This window comes from Curtobacterium sp. MCBD17_034 (assembly GCF_003234515.1).
GTDB lineage: Bacteria > Actinomycetota > Actinomycetes > Actinomycetales > Microbacteriaceae > Curtobacterium.
Genome location: NZ_QKTN01000002.1, coordinates 563,196 through 588,333, shown reverse-complemented (window position 1 = coordinate 588,333; position 25,138 = coordinate 563,196). Strand labels below are relative to the sequence as shown.

At 71.9% G+C, this 25,138-nt stretch carries 19 protein-coding genes; 11 read left to right on the top strand and 8 right to left on the bottom strand.

Annotation, left to right across the window (positions count from 1 at the left end; genetic code table 11):
* Positions 1-82 precede the first annotated feature (82 nt).
* Positions 83-2,509 carry a beta-glucosidase gene (locus tag DEI92_RS06415; RefSeq protein ID WP_111012888.1) on the top strand — a complete coding sequence of 809 codons (2,427 nt, stop codon included), beginning with the start codon at positions 83-85 and terminating at the stop codon, positions 2,507-2,509.
* Between the two features lie 126 nt (positions 2,510-2,635).
* Here the strand turns inward: DEI92_RS06415 and DEI92_RS06410 are convergent, their stop codons facing one another.
* From DEI92_RS06410 to DEI92_RS06390, 5 genes are all read right to left on the bottom strand, one after another.
* Positions 2,636-3,520: a phytanoyl-CoA dioxygenase family protein gene (locus DEI92_RS06410; RefSeq protein ID WP_111012785.1), complete on the bottom strand. Its 885-nt coding sequence runs from the start codon at positions 3,518-3,520 to the stop codon at positions 2,636-2,638.
* A 174-nt stretch (positions 3,521-3,694) separates the two neighbouring features.
* Positions 3,695-4,690: an acetylxylan esterase gene (locus DEI92_RS06405; protein ID WP_111012784.1), complete on the bottom strand. Its 996-nt coding sequence runs from the start codon at positions 4,688-4,690 to the stop codon at positions 3,695-3,697.
* The gene (gene xylB / locus DEI92_RS06400) at positions 4,691-6,205 is read right to left on the bottom strand and encodes a xylulokinase (protein WP_111012783.1); all 1,515 of its coding nucleotides are present in this window, start codon (positions 6,203-6,205) and stop codon (positions 4,691-4,693) included.
* On the bottom strand, positions 6,198-7,391 hold the full coding sequence (gene xylA, locus DEI92_RS06395; RefSeq protein WP_111011453.1) for a xylose isomerase: 1,194 nt from the start codon (positions 7,389-7,391) through the stop codon (positions 6,198-6,200). The genes xylB and xylA overlap by 8 nt, the downstream gene beginning before the upstream one ends.
* Before the next feature lie 127 nt (positions 7,392-7,518).
* Positions 7,519-8,067, bottom strand: coding sequence for a TetR/AcrR family transcriptional regulator (locus tag DEI92_RS06390; RefSeq protein ID WP_111012782.1), 549 nt, complete (start codon positions 8,065-8,067; stop codon positions 7,519-7,521).
* 80 nt (positions 8,068-8,147) lie between these two features.
* On the opposite strand from DEI92_RS06390, the gene DEI92_RS06385 reads away from it, so the two are divergent.
* Positions 8,148-9,110 (top strand): ketopantoate reductase family protein, encoded by a 963-nt coding sequence (locus tag DEI92_RS06385; RefSeq protein ID WP_258370094.1) that lies wholly within the window; start codon positions 8,148-8,150, stop codon positions 9,108-9,110.
* Here the strand turns inward: DEI92_RS06385 and DEI92_RS06380 are convergent.
* Positions 9,085-10,281 carry an ROK family protein gene (locus DEI92_RS06380; RefSeq protein ID WP_111012781.1) on the bottom strand — a complete coding sequence of 399 codons (1,197 nt, stop codon included), beginning with the start codon at positions 10,279-10,281 and terminating at the stop codon, positions 9,085-9,087. The genes DEI92_RS06385 and DEI92_RS06380 overlap by 26 nt on opposite strands.
* A gap of 261 nt (positions 10,282-10,542) precedes the next feature.
* Here DEI92_RS06380 and DEI92_RS06375 point away from each other — a divergent pair, with 261 nt between their 5' ends.
* The 8 genes from DEI92_RS06375 (at position 10,543) to opgC (ending at position 20,222) form a co-directional block, all read left to right on the top strand.
* The gene (locus DEI92_RS06375; protein ID WP_220037457.1) at positions 10,543-11,637 is read left to right on the top strand and encodes a substrate-binding domain-containing protein; all 1,095 of its coding nucleotides are present in this window, start codon (positions 10,543-10,545) and stop codon (positions 11,635-11,637) included.
* Positions 11,634-12,680 carry an ABC transporter permease gene (locus tag DEI92_RS06370; RefSeq protein WP_220037234.1) on the top strand — a complete coding sequence of 349 codons (1,047 nt, stop codon included), beginning with the start codon at positions 11,634-11,636 and terminating at the stop codon, positions 12,678-12,680. The genes DEI92_RS06375 and DEI92_RS06370 overlap by 4 nt, the downstream gene beginning before the upstream one ends.
* Before the next feature lie 2 nt (positions 12,681-12,682).
* Positions 12,683-13,513, top strand: coding sequence for an ATP-binding cassette domain-containing protein (locus DEI92_RS06365; RefSeq protein ID WP_111012780.1), 831 nt, complete (start codon positions 12,683-12,685; stop codon positions 13,511-13,513).
* Between the two features lie 222 nt (positions 13,514-13,735).
* Positions 13,736-14,944, top strand: coding sequence for a PP2C family protein-serine/threonine phosphatase (locus DEI92_RS06360; RefSeq protein WP_111011458.1), 1,209 nt, complete (start codon positions 13,736-13,738; stop codon positions 14,942-14,944).
* Between the two features lie 8 nt (positions 14,945-14,952).
* Positions 14,953-16,941 (top strand): glycosyltransferase family 2 protein, encoded by a 1,989-nt coding sequence (locus DEI92_RS06355; RefSeq protein WP_111012884.1) that lies wholly within the window; start codon positions 14,953-14,955, stop codon positions 16,939-16,941.
* Complete coding sequence (locus DEI92_RS06350; RefSeq protein ID WP_111012779.1) at positions 16,938-17,270, top strand: STAS domain-containing protein; 333 nt, start codon at positions 16,938-16,940, stop codon at positions 17,268-17,270. Before DEI92_RS06355 ends, DEI92_RS06350 begins: the two co-directional genes overlap by 4 nt.
* Positions 17,263-17,706, top strand: a complete 444-nt coding sequence (locus DEI92_RS06345) for an ATP-binding protein (protein WP_111012778.1) — start codon at positions 17,263-17,265, stop codon at positions 17,704-17,706. The genes DEI92_RS06350 and DEI92_RS06345 overlap by 8 nt, the downstream gene beginning before the upstream one ends.
* A complete protein-coding gene (opgC, locus tag DEI92_RS06340) occupies positions 17,703-20,222 on the top strand; it encodes an OpgC domain-containing protein (RefSeq protein ID WP_146249116.1) in 2,520 nt (839 codons plus the stop codon). Before DEI92_RS06345 ends, opgC begins: the two co-directional genes overlap by 4 nt.
* A gap of 3 nt (positions 20,223-20,225) precedes the next feature.
* Here opgC and DEI92_RS06335 read toward each other — a convergent pair whose 3' ends face one another.
* A complete protein-coding gene (locus tag DEI92_RS06335; protein ID WP_111012776.1) occupies positions 20,226-21,791 on the bottom strand; it encodes a long-chain fatty acid--CoA ligase in 1,566 nt (521 codons plus the stop codon).
* Between the two features lie 338 nt (positions 21,792-22,129).
* Between DEI92_RS06335 and DEI92_RS06330 the strand changes: the two genes are divergently transcribed.
* On the top strand, positions 22,130-23,179 hold the full coding sequence (locus tag DEI92_RS06330; RefSeq protein WP_111012775.1) for a zinc-binding alcohol dehydrogenase family protein: 1,050 nt from the start codon (positions 22,130-22,132) through the stop codon (positions 23,177-23,179).
* A 100-nt stretch (positions 23,180-23,279) separates the two neighbouring features.
* Here DEI92_RS06330 and DEI92_RS06325 read toward each other — a convergent pair whose 3' ends face one another.
* Positions 23,280-25,010 (bottom strand): HAD family acid phosphatase, encoded by a 1,731-nt coding sequence (locus DEI92_RS06325; protein WP_258370093.1) that lies wholly within the window; start codon positions 25,008-25,010, stop codon positions 23,280-23,282.
* Positions 25,011-25,138: the final 128 nt, after the last annotated feature.

Here is a 25,138-nt window from a genome sequence, read left to right as displayed (position 1 = left end):
GGAACGCGTGACCACCGCGATCCCCACCACCACCACCGACGTCGACGACCACGCCGTCGTCGCCGCGGCGACGCCGCCCGCCATGCCCACCGTGTCCGACCGGGCCCGCGCCCTGCACGCGCGGATGACCCTCGAGGAGAAGGCGGCGCAGATCGTCGGCTACTGGCTCGACCAGAACGGCGTCGTCGCGCCGATGCAGGGCGAGATGGCCGCGGGGCAGGACGCCTCGGCTCCGCTGGCGGAGGTCACCCGCGACGGCATCGGCCACTTCACCCGCGTCTACGGCACGCGACCGGTCGACGCCGAGGAACGCGCGGCGTGGCTCTGGGGCGAGCAGCGCCGCCTCAAGCGCGAGACCCGGCTCGGGATCCCCGCGCTCGTGCACGAGGAGTGCCTGACCGGGCTCGCCGCATGGCGCGCCGCGACGTTCCCCACGCCACTCGCCTGGGGCGCCGCGTTCGACCCGGAGCTCGTCGAACAGGTCGGTCGCGCCATCGGGGACTCCATGCGCGAACTCGGCGTGCACCAGGGGCTCGCGCCCGTGCTCGACGTCGTCCGTGACCCCCGCTGGGGCCGCGTCGACGAGTGCATCGGTGAGGACCCGTACCTGGTCGGGACCGTCGGTACCGCGTACGTGCGGGGGCTGCAGGACGCCGGCGTGCACGCCACGCTCAAGCACTTCCTCGGCTACTCCGCATCGCGCGCCGGGCGGAACCACGCCCCCGTGCACGCCGGGCCGCGCGAGGTCGCCGACGTGTTCCTGCCCCCGTTCGAGATGGCGGTCCTCGATGGTGGCGTCCGATCCGTCATGAACTCCTACGCCGAGATCGACGGCGTGCCCATGGCGGCCAACGGCGACTACCTGACCGGGGTGCTCCGGGAGCGCCTCGGGTTCGACGGCGTCGTCGTGGCGGACTACTTCGCCGTCGCGTTCCTCGAGGTCATGCACGGCGTCGCGGCCGACCGGGGTGAGGCGGCCGCGCTCGCGCTCGAGGCCGGCATCGACGTCGAGCTGCCCACCGGTGACGCCTACCTGCAGCCGCTCGTCGACCGCGTCCGCTCGGGCGAGTTCGACGAGGCGTACGTCGACCGTGCGGTGCTCCGCGTGCTCGCGCAGAAGGAGTCGCTCGGCCTGCTCGACGACGACGCGTACGAGGACGAGCCGCCGACGGCGATCGACCTGGACTCGCCGCGCCACCAGGCGCTCGCCCGGCGGCTCGCCGAGGAGTCGATCGTGCTCCTCCACAACGACGGCGTGCTGCCGATCGGGAGGTCCGGGGCCGACTCCGGCGCCGATCGTCCGGCACCCGCCCGGGTCGCCGTGATCGGTCCGAACGCGGATCGGGCCGAGGCCCTGCAGGGGTGCTACTCGTTCGCGAACCACGTGCTCGCCGGTCACCCCGACCTGCCACTCGGGTTCACGATCCCGACGGTGCTCGAGGCACTGCCCGGCGCGTTCGCCGCGGCGGGCCTCGGTGCCACCGAGATCGTGCACGCCGTCGGCTGCGCGGTCGAGGGCGACGACACGACTGGATTCGCGGAGGCCGTCGACGCGGCGGCCGCCGCCGAGCTCGCGGTCGTCGTCGTCGGCGACCAGGCCGGACTGTTCGGCCGGGGCACCGTGGGCGAGGGCAACGACTCCGAGTCGCTCGAACTGCCCGGCGTGCAGCGGCAGCTCGTGGAGGCCGTGCTCGCCACCGGTACGCCGGTCGTCGTGGTCCTGCTCACCGGTCGGCCGTACGCGATCGGCTGGGCGCTCGACGGCACGGGCCCGAAGCCGGGCGCGGTGCTGCAGGCGTTCTTCCCCGGTGAGGGCGGCGGGCTCGCGATCGCCGACGTGATCACCGGTCGCGTCGCACCGTCCGGGCGTCTGCCCGTGTCGCTGCCCCGGTCCGCGGGGGCGCAGCCGTACTCGTACCTGCACCCGGTGCTCGGCGGGCCGTCGGACGTCACCGCGACGGACTCGACGCCGCTCCGGCCCTTCGGGTTCGGGCTCGGGTACACCACGGTCGCGTACTCGGACCTCGTCGTCGACCGGACCGTCGGCGCCGGGGACACGTTCACGGCCGCCGTGACCGTGACGAACACCGGTGCGACCGCGAGCGGCCACGTGGTGCAGCTGTACGGCCACGACGTCCAGGGTTCCGTGACCCGTCCGGTGGTGCAGCTGCTCGGCTACGCGCGGGTCGACCTCGAGGCGGGGGAGTCCGTCCGCGTCGCCTTCGACGTGCCGACGACGCGGTTCGCCTTCAGCGACCGCCGCATGGTCCGGGTCGTCGAGCCGGGCGACGTCGAGGTCTGGGTCGGCGATCACGCGGCGGCGTCGGCGGCCCCCGTCGACACCGAGGAGACCACGGGCGGCGTCATCGTGAACGAGAAGCAGGCCGTGGCGCAGGACCTCCCGGGCTCCGCGACGCCGCGCGCGACGCTCACGATCGCGGGGCCGGTGCACGAGGTCACGACGGCGGACGAGCGGCTCGTCGCCTGGCGGGTCGTGTCGGGCGTCTGACGCGCGGTGCCCCCCGGGCGGCAGCCGGGCCTCCGCCCCGGTTCCGCGAGATCGCAGAAGATGCCGCTTCCAAGCCATGGGGAGCGGCATCTTCTGCGATCTCGGTGGCGGAGGTGGGCCTGGGGGTCAGGCGCCGCCCATCATGAGGCCCTCGATGTCGTGCTTCTGCACGATGGGCGTGAGCTCGTCGACCACCGGGCAGACGAGGTGGTCGCGGACCCGCTGGGGGAGCGACTCGTGGAACGCATGCGTGACGGCCATGTCGTGGTGCTCGGCGTTCCCCGCACCGGGTGCGTCGATGCCGAGCACGAGCACCGGGCGCGGCTGCGACGAGAAGTTCTGCGTGCCCCGGTGGATCGTGAGCGCGGACCGGGCCGCGATGTCACCCATGTTCGGGTACTTGCGGACGGCACGCTCGGCGTAGCGCGGCGCGAAGGACGCCGGCGGGAACATCTCGTGGTCGAACTCGGGCGAGAGGTCCCACTGCGTGCCGAGGGCGATCTCGAACGGGCCCATCTCGTCGACCGTGTCCACCGCCGTGAGGTTGAAGGCGAGGGACGTCAGGCGCCGGTCCTCACGCGTCGCCTCGGGCATCCGGAAGTCGCGGTGCCACGGCTGGTTCTTCGCACCCGGGAACGGGATGTCGAAGCCGAGCTCGACGATCTGGTACTCCGGCCCGAGGACCGCCTCGCTGAGCGCGCGCACCCACGGGTGGTCGACGATGTCGACCCAGCCGCGGAGCTGCTCGGGGTGGATCTCGACGTAGTAGCGGCGCGGACCGCGGCCCATCGTGCCGCCCTTCCGCGCGAGGGCCTGGTGGAACGCGACGTACACGTCCTCGGCCATGTCGGTCGCCCACTCGCGGGAGAAGGCGCCCTTCTTGCCGATCGTGCCGTCGGTGTAGAGCGCGCGCACGGCCTCCGCGATCTCGGGCGAGGCGCCCTCGGGAACGGGGATCCGGTCGGGGCCCCCGAGGCTGATGTCCTCGAGGTCGGTGCTGGTGTCGGTCATCGTCGTCCTTCCGCCGTCGCCCTCGCCGTCGAGGGCACGTCAGCAGTATCGTCCTCCCACCCTGCCGGGCTCCTCCGGTCCTCCGCGAGATCGCACTTGTTGCCGCTCTGGACAGCGCCAGAACGGCAACAAGTGCGATCTCGCGGATGAGGGGGAGGCGGGGGACGAAGCGGCCTAGAGGTGCGCCGCCAGGAACCTCGCCTGCTTCGGCCAGTGGTGCCCGCCGCCGCCCTCGTGCCCGTTGTACGGGTAGACCTCGATCACGGCGTCCTCCGACGCGAGCGCGTTGAACGCCGCGAACGTGGTGCGGGGCGGCACGATCTCGTCCATGAGCGCCACGGAGAACAGCGCCGGTGCCGTGATCCGCTTGGCGAAGTTGACGCCGTCGAGGTAGCTCGCCGTCGTCCACACCGCCTCGGCGTGGTCGCGGTGCACGGCGAGGTAGCGCACGAGCTCCTGGTACGGGTCGCTCACCGCCACCTCGGCGCCGTGCTCCCAGTCGGCCAGGAACGCGACGTCGGGCATGACCGCGACGACGCCGTCCCCGTGCGACTCGGCGAGGGCCGCGGCGGCGATCGCGATGCCGCCGCCCTGGCTCCCGCCGGTGACCGCCACCCGCGCCGGATCGACGAACGCGAGCGTCCGCACCGCGTCGACGAGCCGCAGGGCATCCGTGTGGACACGCCGGTAGAAGTGCTCGTGCGGATCGAGGATCCCGTTCGTCATCCACCCCGCGACCTGCCCGTTCGACGCGTGCGGGTCCGGCGTGTCACCGCCGTTGCCCCAGCCGCTGCCCTGTCCGCGCGTGTCCATGACGACGTGGACGTACCCGGCGAGGGCCCACTGCACCCGCTCGCCCGGCAACCCGCGGCCACCGTTGTAGCCGAGGTACTCGACGACGACCGGGAGCCGCTCGTCCCGCGGCCGGCGTGGACGGGTGACCCACGCCCGGACCGGCTCGGCCGCGAAGCCGGGGAACACCAGGTCCTCGACGACGAGCTCGGTGATCGGCGTGCTGGCCGGCGTCAGGACGGGCCCGACGCCCGCCGTCGTCGCGGCCTGCCGCGCTTCCGCGATCGTCGTCCGCCAGAACGCGTCGAAGTCGTCCGGCTCGCGCACCACCGGCCGGTACGCGCGGAGTTCGGCGAGCGGGAGGTCCGTGAACGGCATCTACAGGCTCCTGCGGTACGCGGCGAGCACCTCCGGCCGCGGATCGGCCGGGATCGTGTCCGCCGCGAGCGGCCAGTCGGGCAGCGCACCGCCGAGCACCCACGCGGCCTGCCGCGCGGCGCCCGCGGCGACGTACTCGCCGGGGTCGGGGATGAGCACGTCGCGCCCGAAGACCTGCGCGGCGATCGTCCGCACGGCGGGGTTCTGCGCCGCTCCGCCGATGAGGAACAGGCGCTCCACGCGGGTCCCCGTGCCCTCGACGGCAGCGAGACCGTCGGCGAGCGCGCACAGCATGCCCTCGACGGCGGCACGTGCCAGGTACGGGCGCGTGGTCGTCAACGGGGTCATGCCGAGCAGCGAGGCGGTGGCGTCGGGCCGGTTCGGGGTGCGCTCGCCGACGAAGTACGGCACGAGCACGAGCCCGCCGGCGCCGGCCGGGGCCTCGAGCGCGAGCGCGCCGAGTTCGCCGTGGTCCGCGCCGAGCACCCCGCCGATCACCTCGAGCACGCGCGCCGCGTTGAGCGTCGTGACGATCGGGAGGCGCGCCCCCGTCGCGTCGGCGAACCCCGCCACGGTCCCGCTCGGGTCCGCCAGGGAGGCCGTGGTGACGCCGAACACGGTGCCGGAGGTGCCGAGGGACACGGCGACGTCGCCCGGCCCGAGGCCGAGGCCGAGTGCGGCCCCGGCGTTGTCCCCGGTGCCCGGGCCGACCACGAGACCGGCGTGCGCGACGGCGCCACCGGGGAGTGCGACCTCCCGGTCGAGCGTGCCCATGGCGGCGGACGGCTCGACGACGCGGGGGACGACCACCGCGTCGCCGCCGTCCGTCGCGGTGCCCGGCCGGGCCTCCCGGAGCACCCGCCCGAGCGCCCGCTCGAACAGGTCGGCGTCGTAGGCGCGGCGGGCCGGGTCCCAGTAGGCGGTGCCGCTCGCGTCCGACGCGTCGGTCGCGAGTGCGTCGAGGTCCGGTCCGAGCGGGCTCTCGTCCGCCGGGCCGTAGCCGCGGAGGCGCCAGGACAGCCAGTCGTGGGGGAGCGCGACCGCGGCCACCCGGGCGGTGTTGTCGGGTTCGGTGTCGCGGAGCCACCGGAGCTTGGTCGCCGTGAACGAGGCGACCGGGACGAGGCCGGTGCGCTCGACCCACTGCTCCGGGCCGAGCTCGTCGACGAGGTCGGCCGCGGCACCGGCGCTGCGGGTGTCGTTCCACAGGAGCGCGGGGCGGATCACCCGGCCGTCGGCGTCGAGCACGACCATGCCGTGCTGCTGCCCGCCGACGGCGATCCCGGCGACGTCGTCGAGCCCGCCGGCGTCGGTGATCGCCGCGCCGAGGGCGTCCCACCACGCGGCGGGGTCGACCTCGGTGCCGTCCGGGTGGCTCGCACGACCGGAGCGGACCACCCGGCCGCTGCGGGCCTCCCGGATGACGACCTTGCAGGACTGCGTGGACGAGTCGACCCCGGCGACGAGGAGGTCCTCGTCACCGGGGTCGGTCGTGCTGGCGAGCGACTCAGCCACGCGCGCCCATGAGGTGCTCGAGGGTGAGCTGCTGCAGCTTGACGAAGCCGAAGCCCTTGCCGCCGAAGTACGCGTCGGCGTCGAAGTCCTCGAAGGCCGAGCGGTCGGCGAGGAAGTCGTCGTACGACTCGCCCTCGTTGAGCGTCGGGGTGCGGAGCTCGGCGACCTTCGACGCCTCGAGCGCCGCCTGCACCTCGGGGTCCGCGCGGAACGCCTGCGCGCGCTCCTTGAGGAGCAGGTACATGCGCATGTTCGCGGCGGCGGAGTCCCAGACACCGTCGAAGTCCTCGGTGCGGCTCGGCTTGTAGTCGAAGTGGCGCGGGCCGTCGTACGCCGGGCCACCCTGCGGTGCGCCGTGCTCGAGGAGGTCGACGAGCGAGAACGCGTTCTGCAGGTCGCCGTGCCCGAACACGAGGTCCTGGTCGTACTTGATGCCGCGCTGGCCGTTGAGGTCGATGTGGAAGAGCTTGCCCTGGTAGAGCGCCTGCGCGATGCCCGCGGTGAAGTTGAGGCCGGCCATCTGCTCGTGCCCGACCTCGGGGTTGATCCCGAACAGCTCCGGGCGCTCGAGGGTCTCGGTGAACGCGATCGCGTGCCCGAGGGTGGGCAGGAGGATGTCGCCGCGGGGCTCGTTCGGCTTCGGCTCGATCGCGAACCGGATGCCGTAGCCCTTGTCGGTGACGTAGTCGGCGAGGAGGTTGACGGCCTCGCGGTAGCGCTCGAGCGCCGCCTGGACGTCCTTGGCGGTGTCGTACTCGGCGCCCTCGCGACCACCCCACATGACGAACGTCGTCGCACCGAGCTCGGCGGCGAGGTCGATGTTGCGGAGGACCTTGCGGAGGGCGAACCGGCGGACCTGCCGGTCGTTCGAGGTGAACCCGCCGTCCTTGAACACCGGGGCGCTGAAGAGGTTCGTCGTGACCATCGGCACGACGAGGCCGGTGGACTCGAGCGCGCCCTTGAGGCGGTCGATCTGCTTCTGGCGCTCGGCGTCGGTCGAGCCGAAGGCGAACAGGTCGTCGTCGTGGAACGTCAGGCCGTAGGCGCCGAGCTCGTCGAGCTTCTCGACGGCCTCGACGACGTCGAGCGGGGGACGGGTCGGACCGCCGAACGGGTCGGTGCCGTTGTACCCGACGGTCCAGAGACCGAACGAGAACTTGTCGTCGCGGGTGGGCTTCGTTGCCATGGTGCGCTCCTGAAGGGGTTTGTTGTGAGTCACAACGTATTGCACGACGGACGGGTCCGCAAGGGCGCCGCGGCGCGTCGGCTCCGGACCGATCGCCGGCCCTCTGGCGCGTCGTCTCGCCGCTCGGTCAGCGGGCCTCCAGTCCGCGGATGACGAGTTCCGCGACGGAGCGGGCCTCCATCGCCCAGTCGGGGCGGTCGATCGCGGAGCCGATGCCGTGGAGTGCGATCATCACCGCGCCCGGGGTCACGTCATCGCGGATGGTGCCGTCCGCGGCCGCGCGGGCCATCAGGTCCGCGACCGTGCGCTCGAGTTCGCTCCCACCCTCGGCCTGCGTCGCCGGGCTGACGAGGGCGGCGAAGGCGCGCGCGAGGGCGACGTGCTCGATCACGTGGTCCACGAACGCGCGGAGGAACCCGGCGAGCCGTTCGCCGGCCGGCCGCGATGCGTCCCGGGCACGCTCGCACAGCGCCGCCACCTCGTCCTGGTAGACCGCGGCGGCCAGTGCCTCCCGTGTGGGGAAGTGGCGGTAGAGCGTCCCGACCCCGACGCCAGCCCGCTCCGCGAAGTCGTCGAACCGGATCTGTTCGTCGTGCTCGAACACCGATCGCGCGGCCGCGACGATGGCGTCTCGGTTCCGGCGCGCGTCAGCGCGCAGGGCCCGCTCCTCGGCCATGTGCCCTCCCGGTTGACGAACTGGAGACGACCTCCGTATCGTCCAGACCGGAGATCGTCTCCACATTAGTGATCGGAGGCATGATGCGGATCCTCATGGTCGGCCGGGGCGTCATCGCGACGATCCACGGCCAGGTGCTCCAGGAGGCCGGGCACCATGTCGAGTTCCTCGTCCGCCCGGGCCGGACTCGCGAGTACGGGGCCCGCGTCCGCACGGATCTCGTCGACGGCAGGCGGGGGCTGCTCGGCCGACGGCGGCGCACCACGTTCGCGACCCGGCTGCGCGAGTCCGTCGAGCCGGGGGACGGCTTCGATCTCGTCGTGCTCAGTGTCGGGCACCATCGTCTGCGGGAAGCCGTGGCGTCCCTGGCTCCGGTGGTCGACGCGGCCACGGTGCTGGTCCTGGGCAACGTGTGGGACGACCCCGTCGCCGCGGTGGCTCCGCTCCCCGCGGATCAGGTGGTGTTCGGGTTCCCCGGCGCAGGCGGGGGATTCGACGGCGACGGCGTCCTGCACGGCGCGCTGCTCCGTTCGGTCGTGCTCGGCTCGTGCGGGACGCCCGGCGATCGACGGGCACCCGAGGTGCGGACGACGTTGCAGCAGGCGGGACTCGTGGTCCGGGACGAGCCGGACATGCGCGGATGGCTGTGGTCGCACTTCGTCATGGACGCGGGCATGTTCTCCCAAGCGCTGACGAGCGGCGGCCTGGCGGCCATGATCGGAGATCGCCGCGCGCTTCGCGGGGCGTTCCTGACGAGCCGGGAGCTCCTCCCGGTCCTCGCGGCGCGGGGGGCCGACATCGGGCGCCACCGCGGCGCGACGATGCCCGCTCGGTTCCCCGGGATGACGGCCGCATCGGCGGCGTGGGCCACCCGCCTGCTCCCGATCGCACGGGCGAGCCTGGCAGCACACACCGATCCCCACGCGGCGGAGCCCCGTGCCGTGCTGGAGGACATGCTCGCCACCGCACGTGCGCTCGGTATCGCGACCCCGCGGCTGGAGCGGTCGGTCGAGGGGCTCAGCCCAGCGTCGGCAGCTCGGTGAGCACGTGCTCGAGCGGCAGCGACGCCGCGCCGATGAGCAGGATGTCCGCGCCGAGCTCCGCCCGTCGGATCTGCACGTCGGGGACGAGCGGCGCGAGCAGGTGCGCGTCGAACGCGTTGCGGAGGCGCGGACCGTCGGCCGCCGCGAGGGCTGCCAGGAACCCGCCGAGGACGATCCGCTCCGAGCCGAGCACGTTCACGACGCTCGCGAGCGCGATCGCGAGGGTGTCGATCTGGCGCTCGACCTCCGCGACCACGGCGCTCGACCGGCTGCTGCCGCCCTCGGTCGCGGCGAGGAGCATCCGCTCGAAGGTGTCGGGGTCGGGTTCGCGCACGTCGAGCACCGCGGCGAGCCGAGCCCGGGTCACCGCGGCCTCGAGGGTCCCGACCAGGCCGGCGCTGTCGCGGGATCCGTCCGTCCGGATCGACACGTGGCCGATCTCGCCGGCGTGGCCGCTCGCGCCGAGCAGCGGCACGCCGCCCGTGACGATCCCACCGCCGATGCCGCTCGCCCCGCCGTTGACGTAGAGCAGGTCGTCCGCACCCCGGCCGGCGCCGAACACCCACTCGGCCGCGGCCCCGAGCGAGGCCTCGTTCGCGGCGCGGACCGGCATGTCCAGCGCCGAGGCGAGCTGGGCGGCGAGTGGGACGTCGTGCCAGTCCAGGTGCGGCGCCAGGCGGACGACCCCGTCGGCGACGCGCACGAGCCCGGGGACGGCGACGCCCGCGCCCACGACCACGGCACCGGGCGGGAGGTCCGCGCGGATGGCGGCCACGGCCTCCTGGGCGATGGAGGCGACGCGTTCCGGTGTCGGAGGCTGGTCCACGTCGACACGGACGCGCCGGACCACGCGGCCGCCGAGCAGCACCGCGGCGACCCGGACGGCGTCGATCTCGGGGTGCACGGCGATCCCGACCGCCCGGTCGGCGGGCCGGACCGTGGGGCTCGGACGGCCGACCGATCCCGCGCCACGGACCTCGTCCTCGACCACGAGCCCGCGGTCGACGAGCTCGCCGACCAACCCGGCGACCGTCGAGCGGTTGAGGCCGCTGAACCGGGTCAGGTCGCTCCTGGTGGCGGGCGTGGCGTGCACACGACGGAGCAGCGACGTGAGGTTCTGGTGACGTCCCAGGTCCTTCCGCCGCGCCTGCGATGCGCTCACTTCCGCCATCCCGTGATCGTAGCGACCGCGCCCGACCGGGCACCGACATCGTTGTCGTCCGGCGACCGGGCCTCCTTCGGGGGACAAGCCTGTGTGAGCACCGTTCACGAACCAGCGGATGGGAACGTTCGCTCAGCTTTCTTGACCGCTCGGAGAGACCGGGTCTAGGAATGCCCCAATCCGTGGCACCGAAGCGCGGGGGAGACGCGTCGGACACCGACGCCGTCCTCGTCGTCGGTGCCGCACGCAGCCCGATACGAGGAGGTATCCGTGGAAGACGACGCGGTCGAGAACGCAGTTGCGGCGATGGGGGCCGGGCCCGGCCCGAGCCGGAGGGGACTGGTCCGCGGAGCGGGGCTGGCAGGTGCCGCCGCGTTGGCGTCGGGCCTGCTGTCGTTCTCCGGCGGGGACATGGCGAGCGCGGCCGGGAAGGCAGGGAATTTCCCGTCGACGCCCGGGTTCAAGTTCGTGTTCATCAACCACGTGACCACGAACACGTTCTTCCAGGCCACGCAGTACGGACTCGCCGACGCCGCCTCGATGCTCGGTCTGCCGAAGCCCCAGTGGACCGGCTCGGAGACCTCGAACGTGTCGCAGATGGTCAGCGCGTTCAACACCGCGGTCAGCGGCGGCGTCGACGGCATCGCCGTGTCACTCGTCGACAAGACCGCCTTCAACGAGCCCGTCAAGAAGGCGCTCGCCGCGGGGATCCCCGTCGTGTCCTACAACGCGGACGTCACCGGGAACGGGCGGCTCAACTACATCGGCCAGGACCTGTACGCGTCGGGGCAGGCCGCCGGCGAGCACATCGCGAAGCTCCTGCCGAACGGCAGCAAGATCGCGATCTTCATCGCGACGCCGGGTGCCCTCAACATCCAGCCGCGAGCGGACGGTGCGATCGCGGCGCTCAAGGCCGCGAACAAGGGGTTCCAGGTCAAGCAGATCGCCACCGGGGCCGACGAGGGCAAGGAGCAGAGCGCGATCGACGCGTTCTACACCGGGAACAAGGACTACAAGGGCCTGTTCGCGGTCGATGCGGGCAGCACCCAGGGCGTCGCGAACGTCATGAAGAAGTACGACCTGGCATCGCAGGGCTACAAGGGCGGCGGGTGGGACCTCCTGGCCTCCACCGAGAAGTCGATCCGCCACGGCATCCTCAGCTTCACGATCGACCAGTCCGCGTACCTGCAGGGGTTCCTGCCGACGCTGTACCTGTACCTGTACAAGCTGTCGGGCACGCTCGTCGCACCACCGCTCACCGACACCGGCCTCAAGTTCGTCACGAAGAAGAACGTGAAGCCGTACCTCAAGTCGACGAACCGGTTCGAGGGCAGCTCGTCCGCGCAGAAGTACCTCACGTCGTGAGCGACGACGCCATCGGCCTCCAGACGGAGTCGCCCACCCCGGCACCCATGTCGTCCGCACCCCGACCGGCTCGCCGCGGCCTCCGCGGCGGGCCGCTCGGGGGTGTGCTCCGGATCCGCGAGTTCTCGGTGCTCGTCGTCGACGTCGCGCTCATCATCTACTTCGCCGCGACGAACCACGCGTTCCTGACGGGGTCGAACATCGGCAACATCGCGAACTTCCTCAGCGCGGCGGCGATCATCGCGGCGGGCGAGGTGTTCCTGCTCATCTGCGGCGAGATCGACCTGTCCGCGGGCATGACGTTCGCGCTGACGCCGATCCTCATGGTGACGTTCGCCGACGCGATGCCGCTGTGGACGGCGCTCCTGCTGGCGCTCGTCGTCGCGACGCTCATCGGGTTGTTCAACGGGGTCGTGAACCAGTACCTCAAGCTGCCGTCGTTCATCGCGACGCTCGGGACGCTGTACGGCCTGCACGGCGTGGCCCTCGCCATCGCGGGGAGCACACCGCTGCCGGCCCCCACGAAGGGCGCACTCGTCGCGGTGTTCGGCGGGTACCAGTGGTCCGAGCTCATCTGGGCGGTGCTCATCGTCATCGTCATGCAGGTCGTGCTGACGAGCACCCGGTCGGGCGTGCACACGATCGCCACGGGCGCGAACCTCGTCGGCGCGTCCGAGGCGGGCATCGCGGTCCGGCGCGTCAAGATCCGGGCGTTCATGCTCACGTCGCTGTTCGCCGGGCTCGCCGGCATCCTCGACGGCACGAACATCGCCAAGTCGTTCGACCCCAACGCGGGCGGCAACGACCTCATGTTCATGGCGATCGCGGCCGCGGTGCTCGGCGGGACGTCGCTCATCGGCGGCTCCGGCACCGTCGTCGGCGCCTTCCTCGGTGCGCTGCTCCTGGCCGTGCTCCAGGACGGCTTCAACATCGAGGGCATCTCCGCCACCACGTTCGTCATCGTCGAGGGCGCGGCGATCCTGCTCGCGATGATCCTCAACATCTACCTCGCGCGCTTCCGGCAGCGAGCGAAGGAGCAGTAGCCATGACCACCACCACGGGTACGGGCACGACCGACCGCACGCCGGGAGGCACGCCACCGGCCCTCGAGGCACGGCACGTCAGCAAGCGGTTCGGGTCCGTCACGGCCCTGCGCGACATCAACCTGCACGTCGGCAAGGGCGAGGTCCTCGGGCTCATCGGCGACAACGGCGCGGGCAAGTCCACGCTCATCAAGATCCTGACCGGGTACCACCAGCCGACGGAGGGCGAGCTGTTCCTCAACGGGGACCCGGTCACGTTCACCGGCATCGGCGACGCGCGGGAGCGGGGCATCGAGACGGTGTTCCAGGACCTGGCGCTCGTCAACACGCTGCCCGTGTACCTCAACCTCTACCTCAACAAGGAGCTCCGGCGCGGGCCCTTCCTCCGCCGCTCGGAGATGCGCGAGAACGCCCGCCGGTACCTCGACGACATCGGGATCCGGATCGCGTCGGTGAACGACGAGGTCGCGAACCTGTCGGGCGGCCAGCGGCAGGCGATCGCGGTCGCGCGATCGGTGTACTCCGACGCGAGGATCCTGCTGCTCGACGAACCACTCGCGGCCATGGGGGCGAAGGAGGGTGGCATCATCCTCGACTTCATCTCGATGCTCCGCGAACGCGGCGAGGTGTCGATCATCCTCATCGCGCACAACTACACGCAGGTGTTCGACGTCTGCGACCGCGTCAACCTGCTGCAGCACGGCGAGATCACCCTCGACAAGCGCACCGACGAGGTCTCGGCCGAGGAGGTCCTCGACATGGTGGCCAAGGAGTACCGGCGCGGCGGACGACTGGCTGAGGGGCGGGGGCGGCTGCTCGACGAGGTGCGGTAGCGGCGGCGCGGCCCGGTTGGTCTGCCCCAGTCCAGGGGCGAGATGACCCCGGCGCGCCCCGCACGGCTCGCACGGCACCCGATCATGCGGTAGACAGAGTGGTACGCGCTGGATCCGAAGCCATCGGCCGGCGCGGGCGGCACGTGTCGACCGGGACCCCCTGGAGGTCCCGCCCGGACGCGCCACCGTTTTCCGTGTGCTCGTGATCAGGAGGCATGCGCTGTGGGGACCCAACCGACCCTCGACGACGCGACGACCGACCAGCCCCGCGTGCGCGAGGACCGACGGCAGCGCGCCGTCGAGAGCCTCGGGCTCACCGAACCGGACCGCAACCCGCGCCTCGACCGGATCACCCGGATCGCGCGCGCCATGTTCGGCGTGATGATGTCCTCGGTCACGGTGATCGACCGGGACCGCGCGCTCTACATGGGCCGGGCGGGGTTCGACGACGCCGAGTCCGGCCGGGGGGACACCCCCTGCAAGCTCGTCACCGACACGGGCGAGGTCATCACGACGGACGACGCGCGCCTCGACCCCCGGTTCGCCGACATCCGGCCCTTCGTCGAGAACGGACTCGCCTTCTACATCGGGCACCCGCTCACCGACGCCTCCGGCAACGTCGTCGGGTCGTTCTGCCTCATCGACAAGGAGCCCCGGACGCTCTCCCCCCGCGAGATGCAGGAGTTCACCGACCTCGCTGCGTGGGCCCAGGAGGAACTCCTCGCCGAGGCCGAAGCCGTGCGCGCGCGCGACACCCAGCAGGCCCTGCTGCCGGAGCGGCCGCTCGTCACGGACGAGGTCCGCGTCGAGGGCGTCTGCATCCCGTCGCTCGGCGTCGGCGGCGACTACTACGACCACGGTGTCGTCGGCCGCCTCGTGCACGTCGCGATCGGCGACGTCATGGGCAAGGGCACCGCGGCGGCGATCCTCGGAGCCGCCACCCGTGCCGCCGCCCGGACGATCGTGCCCTCGATCACCGACGAGGTCTCGCTCGGCGCGGCCGTGGACCGCATCGAACGGGCCATGACCGGCGACCTCCAGCGCACGAACGCCTTCGTGACCTACTTCCACGCCACCATCGACCTCGACACCGGGCGCCTCGCCTACGTCGATGCCGGAGCGGGCCTGTCGATCCTCGTGCGCGCGGACGGGACGGCCGAGCAGCTCACCGGCACGGGCCTCCCGATCGGGATCCTGCCGCAGCCACACACCGCGCAGACGACGACGCTGTACCCGGGCGACCGCCTGGTCCTCGTGAGCGACGGGGTGCTCGACGTGCTGGACGACGAGATCGTCTGGCCGGACGAGCTCGCCGGCTACACGCGCGAGGCGGCCGACATCCACGCCCTCGTCGAACGCATCCGGTCACTCAGCGCCGAGCGGGTGCCGCTCGACGACGTCACCGTCGTGGTCGCGGAGTACCGCCCGTGACCCTCGAGATGACCCGCCGGGACCGGCGGCTCCTCGAGCACACGACCTCGCGTCGGCGGCTCGTCACCATCCGGGTCGTCGTCGTCCTCGCGGCGCTCGCCGGGGCGGACTACGTCGGATGGCGCTGGGTCGCCTCCGTCAACTGGCACTCGTGGTGGATCGCCGTGCCGCTCATCCTCGCCGAGACCTACAGCGTCATCGACTCGCTCCTGTTCGCGTTCGGCGCCTGGCGGATCCGCGAACGCGGCGAACCACCGGCCCCACCCGCCGAGGACGTCACGGTCGACGTCTTCATCACGACGTACAACGAACCCGTCGAGCTCGTGATGCGCACGGCGCTCGCCGCGGTGGCGATCCGGCATCCGCACACCACGTGGATCCTCGACGACGGTGCGCGGCCGGAGATCCGCGAGGCCGCCGAGGCCGCGGGCATCGGCGTGATCACCCGGTCGTCGGACTGGATCGACCGGCCGCGGCACGCCAAGGCCGGCAACCTCAACAACGCGCTGCTGGCGACCGAGGGGGAGTTCCTCCTGATCCTCGACGCCGACCAGGTGCCCGACCCGCGCATCCTCGACCGCACCCTCGGGTACTTCAAGGAGCCGCGGATGGCGCTCGTGCAGACGCCGCAGTGGTTCGAGAACGTCCCCGAGTCCGACGTGCTCGGCAGCCAGGCGCCGCTCTTCTACGGGCCCATCCAGCAGTCGAAGGACGGCTGGAACGCCGCGTTCTTCTGTGGGTCGAACGCGATCCTCCGCCGGGAGGCCCTGATGCAGTTGGGCGTGTCCCGGTACGTCGACGAGGTCGAACAGGGCGTGCACCGCGCGATCCGCACCTCGCGCCGGTTGCTCGCGCGGGCACGGGAGGAGGCCGAGGGCCAGCCGCGCGTGCTGCAGGCGCTCGACGAGGCCGGGGCGATCGTCGACCGCGCGCGCGCCGAGCTCGCGAACGGCGACGGCATCGCCGACGTGACCTACCGGTTCCAGCGCGGCATCGACGCGATCGCGTTCCGGTTCGCCGGCGCCGACCTCGCCGCCATGCGTCAGGACCTGGCGGAGCTCGCCGCGCTGTCCGTGGAGGCCGACACGTTCGCCGCCATCGACGATTCCGCGCTCGACCTGCTCGGCCAGCGCGACGCGTCGCCGATCGTCGCGATCGAGGCGATCTCGCTCCTCGTCGGCGCGCTCGACGTCAGCCGTGGCGACGAGGCCCAGGCGATCATGCCACTGGCCACGATCTCGGTGACCGAGGACATGGCGACCGCGATGCGCCTGCACGGCCTCGGCTGGCGGTCGGCGTACCACGACGAGCTCCTCGCACGCGGGCTGGCCCCCGAGGACCTGCCGACGATGCTGACGCAGCGACTCCGTTGGGCGCAGGGCACGATGCAGGTGTTCTTCCGCGAGAACCCGCTCGTGCAGCGGGGCTTGTCGTTCGCGCAGCGCCTCATGTACTTCTCGACCATGTGGAGCTACCTCTCCGGGTTCGCCGCGGTCGTGTACATCGCCGCGCCGGTGCTCTGCCTGGCGTTCGGGGTGGTCCCCGTCCAGGCGTACAGCGTCGACTTCTTCGCGCGGCTCATCCCGTTCCTCGTGCTCAACCAGGTGCTGTTCTGGGTGGTCGCGGCCGGACGCCCGACGTGGCGCGGGCAGCAGTACTCGCTCGCGCTGTTCCCGGTCTGGATCGAGTCGGTCACGTCCGCGTTCCGCAACGTGTACCTCGGGCAGCCGCTCGGGTTCCGCGTGACCCCGAAGACGAAACAGGAGTTCACCGGCCACCGGTGGGACCTCGTGCGGCCGCAGCTCGTCGCCATGGGGTGCCTCGTCGCTGCGCTCGTGCTCGTCGCCGTCCGCTACGCGGCGGGGCAGGCGCACGGCATCGCCCCCCTCATCAACTCGGCATGGGTCGTCTTCGACCTCGCGATCTTCAGCATCGTCATCCGGGCCGTTCGCTACACGGGGCGGGATGCGCTCCGGGAGAAGGAAGAGACAGCATGATCACCGTGGACGTGGAACCCGTCGAGGGCGGCGTCGTCCTGACGCCGAAGGGCCGGCTGACGGTCGCATCGGCACCGAAGCTCCGTGCGGTCGCCACGGAGCAGCTCGAGGCGGGGGACCAGATGCTCGTCGTCGACCTCTCCGGCACGACGTTCGTCGACTCGTCCGGGCTCGGCGCGCTCGTGTCCCTGCTCAAGTCGGCGCGACAGGCGGGCGGCGACCTCCGCCTCGTGGCGCCGTCCGAGCAGGTGTCGATGGTGCTCCGCCTGACGAACCTGGACCGGATCCTCCAGCCCCGCGCGACGGTCGAGGACGCCCTCCGTGACTGAGCAGCCCGCCCCGACCGCCGATGGTCGACGCGTCCACATCGACGTGCCCGCGACCCTCGAGAGCATCGAGACCCTGCAGGACGCGTTCGACCGCTGGTGGAGCGACCTCGGCGACGACGCCGCGATCGCCACGCGGTTCTCGTTCGAGACGGCGATCGTCGAGATCGCCGCGAACATCGTCGAGCACTCGCGGCGCAGCGACGCCGAGGTCGGCGGCCGCCGGTACACCCTCGACCTCGACGCGACGGACGAGGTCCTCACCGCCGAGTTCCAGGACAACGGACTGCCCGCCGACATTGACCTCGCGGCCGTCACCATGGCCGACGTCGAGGACGAGAGCGGTCGCGGCCTGGCGTTGGCGCTCGCCAGCCTCGAGCGGCTCGACTACCGCCACGAACACGGTCGCAACATCTGGACGCTCGTGTGTCGACGATGAAGCAGCGCACGGCGCGCGCGGTCGCACTGGTGATCGCGATCGTCGTGCTCGTGCTCGGGGGGACCGCACCGGTCGCGTCGGCGGCCACCCGGTCGACGCCCGCGGGCGTCACCGCCTCGGGGACCCCGCGCGGGTCCGGCACCTGGTTCGGCCCGGACCTCGACTGGGCGAACGACGCTCCGGACGGCTACGCTGGCCGACTCGGCGCGACGCCGTCGATGTACGGCATCGACGTCGACTACCCGGTGGACGCGCGCGCCGCCGAGCAGTGGCGGACCGCGGCGCGCCAGGCCGCCGCGCAGGGCGCCGTCCTCGTGGTGAGCTTCGAACCGAGGACCTCCCTGGCACGACTGGACGCGGCCGACGCCCGGCGCGCCGACGGACTCCTGGAACAGGTCCGGAAGCAGTACGGCACGGAGCAGCTCGTCCGGTTCGCGCCCGAGATGAACGGCACCTGGGTCCGGTGGGGGCAGCAGCCGACCGAGTTCGTCAGCGCCTTCCGGCAGCTCGCACGCGTCGTCCACGCGGGGACGTCGAAGGCCCGCATGGTCTGGTCACCCTCCTACGGCTCCGGCTACCCCTTCGGTGAGGCCGCCGGTCGCCTCGCCTCGGCGAACGCGATGGACATCGCGGCACTCGACACGAACCACGACGACCGCCTGACCGAGGCGGACGACCCGTACGCTCCGTACTGGCCGGGGAGCGGCTCCGTCGACTGGGTCGGCCTGTCCATGTTCTTCTTCGGCAAGGGCAAGGCGACCGCGGCGGCCGGCCGGGCGGTGTCGCTCTCGCAGAACGCGGCCCCCGTCGCGGGCGAGGTCGACCGACGCTTCGACGAGTCCTGGGGGTACACCCAGCCCCAGGACCGCACCTTCTACCAGCGGTTCGCGGTCGGGGAGCACCGGCCGCTGCTGCTCGACACCGGCGCGCTGGACGTCCACTCGCTCGGCGGGGCCGCCGAGCTGACGGTCAAGCAGGGCTGGTGGCGCCAGGTCATCGCCGCGTTGCCGAGCCACCCGCTCGTCCGGGGCGTCACCTGGCTCGAGGCCGACCGCGAGGAACCCGAGGCGGGCAACCGGGTCGCGGACTGGCGGGACACCGCGGTCCGGGGGATCGCCGGGTCGTTCCGGACCGACCTGCAGGACGCCGGACGCTTCGTGTTCGGACCCGTCACGGACCGCGTCACCGCCCAGCAGGGCAGCGCGGCGACGAACCAGCAGCTCGAGACCGGCGGCGACCAGATGGCCTGGATCGTCGCGTGCGCGGTCGTGCTCGCGCTGACGTTCCTGCTGTCCGGGCTCGTCGGTCGGCTCGCGCCGTCCTGGCGGTACGACGACGACGGCAAGCCCGGGCGCGACCTCCGGATCGACCTGTTCCGCGGGTTCATCATCCTCGCGGTCGTGATCACGCACGTCGAGCTCGCCGGGCCCTACTCGTACCTCACCCTGCACGCGATCGGCGCGATCACGGGCGCCGAGATGTTCGTGTTCCTCAGCGGACTCGTGCTCGGCATGGTCTACCCGCTGGGCGTCGCGCGGTTCGGCGAGTGGGCCTCGGCGGTGAACGCGTGGCGGCGCGCCCGGAAGCAGTACCTCGTCACGCTCGGGGTGATCCTGGTCGTCTTCGCGCTGAGCTTCGTGCCGTTCCTCAAGGCGTCGGCGATCACGACGTTCACGGACCGGGGCACGGGCACCGGCGGGGTCGGCGCGGAAGGCCGCGTCTACGACCTCTACCCGAACGCCATGCGGCTACTCGACTACCCGCCGCCCTGGTACGCCGTCCGGCAGTTCCTGCTCCTCGAGATGGGCCCGTGGCCGTTCAACATCATGGGGCTCTTCGTGGTGCTCAGCATCGCGATCCCGGTGCTCATGTGGATCATCCGGCGCCGTGCGTGGTGGGCGCTGCTCGTCGTCAGCTGGGCGCTCTACGTGCTCGATGCCGTGCGCCCCGACCTGTCGCCGCTGCCGTCGCAGTTCGAGGCCGTGTTCCCGCTCTTCACCTGGCAGGTGGTGTTCACCCACGGGCTCGTGCTCGGGTACTACCGCCGGCGGATCGTGGCCGCGCTGACGAGCCGTGTCGGCAAGCTGCTCATGGCGATCGGCGTCGTCGGGTACGCCGGGTTCCTCGTCTACGTCTGGGCGGGTCACGTGGCCGGGTTCACCCCGACGCCGTTCCCCGCGGGGATGTACGACGAGCTGTACAACACGGCGTACCAGCGCGTCGACCTGCAGTGGGGCCGGCTCGTCGACATCGCGTTCTTCGCGGTCGTGTCGTACGCGGTGCTCACCGTGTTCTGGAAGCCGATCAACGCCGCGATCGGCTGGCTGTGGATCCCGCTCGGGCAGGCGAGCCTCTACGTGTTCGTGTGGCAGGTGTTCTTCGTGCTGCTCATCGCGTCGATCCCCGGCCTCGACCCGTCGAACGTCCTCGAGGGCACGCTCATCCACACCGCGATGATCCTGCTCAGCTGGTACATGGTGCGGAAGCGGTTCCTGTTCGCGGTCATCCCGCGGTAGCCGTCAGGCGGAGTACGTCGCCGACAGCGCGCGCCGGAGCACCTTGCCGCTCGGCCCGAGCGGCAGGGAGTCGACGACGTGGAACACCCGCGGGTACTTGAACGCGGCCACGCGCGTGCGCATGAACGCGTCGATCGCGGCGACGTCGGCGTCCGGGTCGCGCAGCACGACCGCCGCGTGGACCTCTTGTCCGTGCACGTCGTGGTGCACGCCGAACACCGCCGCCGACGTGACGTCCTCGTGCCGGTGGAGCACCGACTCGACCTCGGACGGGTACACGTTGTAGCCGTTCCGGATGATCATGTCCTTCTTGCGGTCGACGATCGTCACGTAGCCGTCAGCGCTCATCGTGCCGATGTCGCCCGTGCGGAGCCACCCGTCGCACATGGCTGCGGCCGTGGCCTCGGGCTGACCGAGGTAGCCCGTGAACAGGTTGTGTCCGCGCACGACGAGCTCGCCGGTCTCGCCCGGGGCGACGGGCACGATGCGGTCCTCGACGTCCGCGTCCGCGATGACGACGTCGACGCCCCAGATGGGCAGTCCGACGCTCCCGGCACGGCTCGGGACGCCCTTCGGGTTCACGGCGATGACAGGCGAGGTCTCGGTCATGCCGTAGCCCTCCTGGATGGGTGCGCGGAACGTCGCCTCGAACCGCTCGAGCACGGCCTCCGGCAGCGCGGAGCCGCCGGAGATGCAGAAGCGCAGCGGTGGCCGTTCCGTGGTGTCGCGGGCGGCCTCGAGCAGGGCGATGAACATCGTCGGCACGCCGTCGAACGCCGTCACGCGGTGCCGGACGCACAGGTCGAGCGCCGTCGCCGCATCGAAGCGTGGCAGCAGCACGATCGTCGCACCCCGGCGGAGCGAGGTGTTCATGACGACCGTCTGCCCGAACGTGTGGAACAGCGGCAGGCCGCCGAACACGACGTCCTCCTGTCGCAGGTCGAACAGGTCGATGAGCGACACGTTCACCTGCTCCATGAGCGCGAAGTGCGAGCCGACGGCACCCTTCGGCGTCCCCGTCGTGCCGCTCGTGTACAGGACCGTCGCCGGTTCGAGCGGGTTCACCGCGACGTACTCGTCGATCGGGTCCGCACCGCCCTCGAACTCGGCCAGCGTGACGTCCGCGTCGACCTCCGCTGCCGACGCGGCCCCGACCGCCACGACGAACGCGCCGACGTCGCGGGCCGCCGGTCCGGCCTGCGGCAGGATCGACGCCGACGCGACGAGCACCCGGGCCTCCGAGTCCCGGAGCACGTGGGTGATCTCGTCGCGCTTGAAGAGCAGGTGCACGGGCACGACGACCGCGCCCATGGCGAGGACCGCGAAGTACACGCACGGGAACTCCGTGATGTTCGGGAGCATGACGGCGACGCGGTCGCCGGGTCGCACGCCCTGCGCCCGCAGCGCACCCGCGATCGCCCGGACCCGTTCCCACAGGTCCGCGTACGTCAGGGTCTCGGTACCGCCGTCCGGGAGGGCCGTGATCACGGCCGCCTTCGACCGGTGCCGCCGCGCTCCCTCGGCCGCGATCGCCGCGACGTTCATCGTCCCGAGTCCGGGATCGGGCATGGTCTCCTCCTCATCGCGGTGCGCGTCGACGGCCCCTCCCAGGGGCGCAGGACGGCTGCGGCCATCGACGGTGTCCCGACTCCGCGTTCCGGGGGATGGTTGGTCCTCCGGTGGCCGGCGTGGCGATGCCCGGTGCTCATCCTGCCAGCCGCGTCCGTCGCCCGACCATCCCGCGAACGGGAGGCGTCGGACCGGCCGACCCGTGCCTCCCGGACGCGGCGCTGCAGACGGGCCCGGGCCCGCGGGGTCCCGATCGCACGACGACACACCATTGACGACACGGAGTGTCATGGTGCAGAGTGATGACATTGCGTGTCGTCAAGTGGAGGAGCTGACTCATGGTGGAGAACGAGGCCGTCTGGCTGCGGAGTCCGGTCGGGCGGTTGCGGATCGGCCCCGCACCGATGCCCACCCCTGGCCCGGGGGAGATCGTCGTGCGGGTGCGTGCCGTCGCCGTGAACCCGGTCGACGCGATGTCCGGCCTCGCGCGTCCGTTCGTGACGCCGTGGCTGCGGTACCCGGCGGTACTCGGCTCGGACGTCGCCGGCGAGGTCGTCGCCGTCGGCCCGGACGTGCGGCGGTTCGACCTCGGGGCGCGCGTGCTCGGTTCCGCCGCGGGGCAGGAGCGACACCGGAACGCCGCTGCCGAGGGCGCCTTCCAACGATTCGTCCTGCTGCAGGAGCGCAACTGTGCCCCGGTCCCGGCGTCGATGCCGCTCGAGGACGCCGCGGTGCTGCCGCTCGCACTGACGACCGCGGCGGCCAGCCTGTACGAGCCGGACCAGCTCGGCCTGGCCGGGCCCTCCCTGGACCCCGAGCCGCGTCGAGCAGTCGTCCTGGTGTGGGGTGCGTCGACGAGCGTCGGGTGCAACGCCGTCCAGCTCGCGCGGGCCTCCGGGTACGACGTCCTCGGGACCGCGTCCGACCGGAACCACGACCTCGTGCGCGGACTCGGCGCCGAGCAGGTGTTCGACTACCACGACCCGGACGCCGAGCGGCGGATCACCGACGCGATCGGCGACCGGCCGCTCGCGGGGACGATCGCGATCGGCGCGGGCTCGCTCACCCGCACCCTCCGCGTCGTCCGCGCCACCGCGGGGAGTCGGCGCCTCGCTTCGGCCTACCCCACCCCGGCGACGCGACTCCGTGCGCGGTCCGCACGGCGCGAGGGCATCACCGTCTCCGCGATCTGGGGTGGAACGCCCCTGGTCAGCCAGGTGGGTCCGCTCGTCTACGAGGCGTTCCTGCCGCAGGCCCTGGCGACGGGCCGCTACGTCGCCGCTCCGGAGCGCGAGGTCGTGGGGCACGGGATCGCTGCTGTCCCCGAGGCGCTCGCCCGGCTGCGGCGTGGTGTCTCGGCGCGGAAACTCGTCGTCACCCTCGACTGAGCGCGCGCTCCTGGCGCTCCGCGCGCGGCCCGACCCATGACGAACGGGAGGCGGCGAGCCGTCGTGCTCACCGCCTCCCGTCATCGGGACCCGCCGGAGGTCAGGGCAGGTAGTACGTCGGGTTCGGCAGCTTCACCGACCGGTCGGCCGAGCCGCCGATGAGGTCGCTGTACTGGTCGCCCCAGTTGCTGACGATGTCGTACCGGCCGCCCGCAGCCGACTCGATGTGGGCGCGCGTCTGCGACTTGTACTCGATCGTCGTGCAGGACGCGGCCGCGCAGTGCACGTACGGCGGCTGCTGCGAGGCACCGACGCCGGTCCACTTCGTGTAGTAGGTCCGGTTGCCGTGCTGCGTCGCGGCGAACTCGGGGTACCCGACCTTCCGCAGGTTCGCGATCGTCGCTGCCTGCTGGCCCTCGTTCCGGCCCGTGAGCCCGATGACCGTGCAGCCGGCCGCGCGGGCGACCGCGACGAGGGAGGTCATCGACGGCGTCGCCGGGAACCGCTGGCCCTGCACCCAGACGTCCTGCTCCGCGGGCGAGAACGTGAAGTGCATGTCCGCGACCTCCATGTCGTACGTCCACAGGGTCGTGTCGTCGGCGTCGAGGACGATCGCGGGGTTGCGGTGCCGGGCCCTCGCGATCGCGCACTGCGCCACCACGACCGGCGCCTGTCGCGCGACGATCGACCGCACCTCGCGGATGTAGGGGCTGTCGGACTTGTTCGCGATGCCCGTGCCCGGGTCGCCGTAGTACGTCGCGATCGTCTTCTTGACGGAGTCGATGTTCGGGATGCCCTCGCCGCCCTGCGTCGCGCCCGATGAGCCGTCGGGTGCCATCGTGAAGTGCGTCCGGGGTGCCAGCCAGGGCTCCGAGACCCCCGGCAGGTCCGCCGAGGGGAGGAAGTAGGTGGGGTTCGGGAGCTTGAGGGTGTGCTCGGCGTACCCGCCCTGCAGGTCGGAGTACTGGTCGCCCACGTTGAGCGTGATCGTGTAGCCGAGGTCCTGCTCGATGTGCTTGCGCGTCCCCGCCTTGAACTCGACCGTCGTGCACGTCGCGACGCACGTGACGTACGAGGGCTGCTGCGAGGCACCGACGCCGGTCCACTTCGTGAAGAAGTCGTCGGACGTGAACCCGTCGTACCCGTCCTTCGACAGGTTGGCGAGGGTCGCGGCCTTCTGGTCGTCGTTGCGGCCCGTGACGCCGAAGATTGTGTAGCCGATCGCCGCCGCCCGGTTCACGAACGACACCATCGACGGGGTCGCGGGGAACCGCTCGCCCTGCACCCAGACGTCCTGCTCGGCGGGCGAGAACGTGAAGTGCATGTCCCCGACCTCCATGTCGTACGTGAACAGCGTCGTGTCGTCGCTGTCGAGCACGATGGCCGGCTTCTCGCCCGCGGCCACGGCGGCGTCGTACTGACGCTGGAGCTGGCCGCTCTCCCGCCGCACGATGGCGGCCATCTCGCGGATGTAGGGGCTGTCGGTCTTGTCGGCGATGCCCGTGCCCGGGTCGCCGTAGTAGGTCGCGATCGTCTTCTTGACGGAGTCGATGTTCGGGATGCCCTCGCCACCCTGGGTCGCGCCCGAGGAGCCGTCGGGCGCCATCGTGAACTGCGTCCGTGGTGCGAGTGCCCGGTCGACGCCACTGCCGACCCCGCCCTGACGGTGGTCCGGCGTGATCGTCGTGGTGTGGTGCCCGACGACGGGCGACGCGGTCGCGACCCCGGCGCCCAGGAGTGTCGACCCGAGCACGAGGCCGACGGTCGTCACCCCCACGACGGCGAGTCGGACGGCGGTGGTGGAGCTGCTGATCCCCTGATGTCTGCGCAACTGGTTCTACCGTTCTCGTGGATGCACCCCGTTCGGGGGTGTGCTCGGCACGATACCTGGGGATCGGCACAGGAACGAGCATGAATTCTCCGAGGCGACGAGCGATCCGGAGCCTGAGGATCCGTCAA

What these genes read in the sequence shown, in the direction of transcription:
- DEI92_RS06415 (WP_111012888.1), top strand. Translation starts at nt 83, where the DNA reads ATGCCCACCGTGTCCGACCGGGCCCGCGCCCTGCACGCGCGGATGACC.
- DEI92_RS06410 (WP_111012785.1), bottom strand. Translation starts at nt 3,520, where the DNA reads ATGACCGACACCAGCACCGACCTCGAGGACATCAGCCTCGGGGGCCCC.
- DEI92_RS06405 (WP_111012784.1), bottom strand. Translation starts at nt 4,690, where the DNA reads ATGCCGTTCACGGACCTCCCGCTCGCCGAACTCCGCGCGTACCGGCCG.
- xylA (WP_111011453.1), bottom strand. Translation starts at nt 7,391, where the DNA reads ATGGCAACGAAGCCCACCCGCGACGACAAGTTCTCGTTCGGTCTCTGG.
- DEI92_RS06390 (WP_111012782.1), bottom strand. Translation starts at nt 8,067, where the DNA reads ATGGCCGAGGAGCGGGCCCTGCGCGCTGACGCGCGCCGGAACCGAGAC.
- DEI92_RS06385 (WP_258370094.1), top strand. Translation starts at nt 8,148, where the DNA reads ATGATGCGGATCCTCATGGTCGGCCGGGGCGTCATCGCGACGATCCAC.
- DEI92_RS06380 (WP_111012781.1), bottom strand. Translation starts at nt 10,281, where the DNA reads ATGGCGGAAGTGAGCGCATCGCAGGCGCGGCGGAAGGACCTGGGACGT.
- DEI92_RS06365 (WP_111012780.1), top strand. Translation starts at nt 12,683, where the DNA reads ATGACCACCACCACGGGTACGGGCACGACCGACCGCACGCCGGGAGGC.
- DEI92_RS06355 (WP_111012884.1), top strand. Translation starts at nt 14,953, where the DNA reads ATGACCCGCCGGGACCGGCGGCTCCTCGAGCACACGACCTCGCGTCGG.
- DEI92_RS06350 (WP_111012779.1), top strand. Translation starts at nt 16,938, where the DNA reads ATGATCACCGTGGACGTGGAACCCGTCGAGGGCGGCGTCGTCCTGACG.
- opgC (WP_146249116.1), top strand. Translation starts at nt 17,703, where the DNA reads ATGAAGCAGCGCACGGCGCGCGCGGTCGCACTGGTGATCGCGATCGTC.
- DEI92_RS06335 (WP_111012776.1), bottom strand. Translation starts at nt 21,791, where the DNA reads ATGCCCGATCCCGGACTCGGGACGATGAACGTCGCGGCGATCGCGGCC.
- DEI92_RS06330 (WP_111012775.1), top strand. Translation starts at nt 22,130, where the DNA reads ATGGTGGAGAACGAGGCCGTCTGGCTGCGGAGTCCGGTCGGGCGGTTG.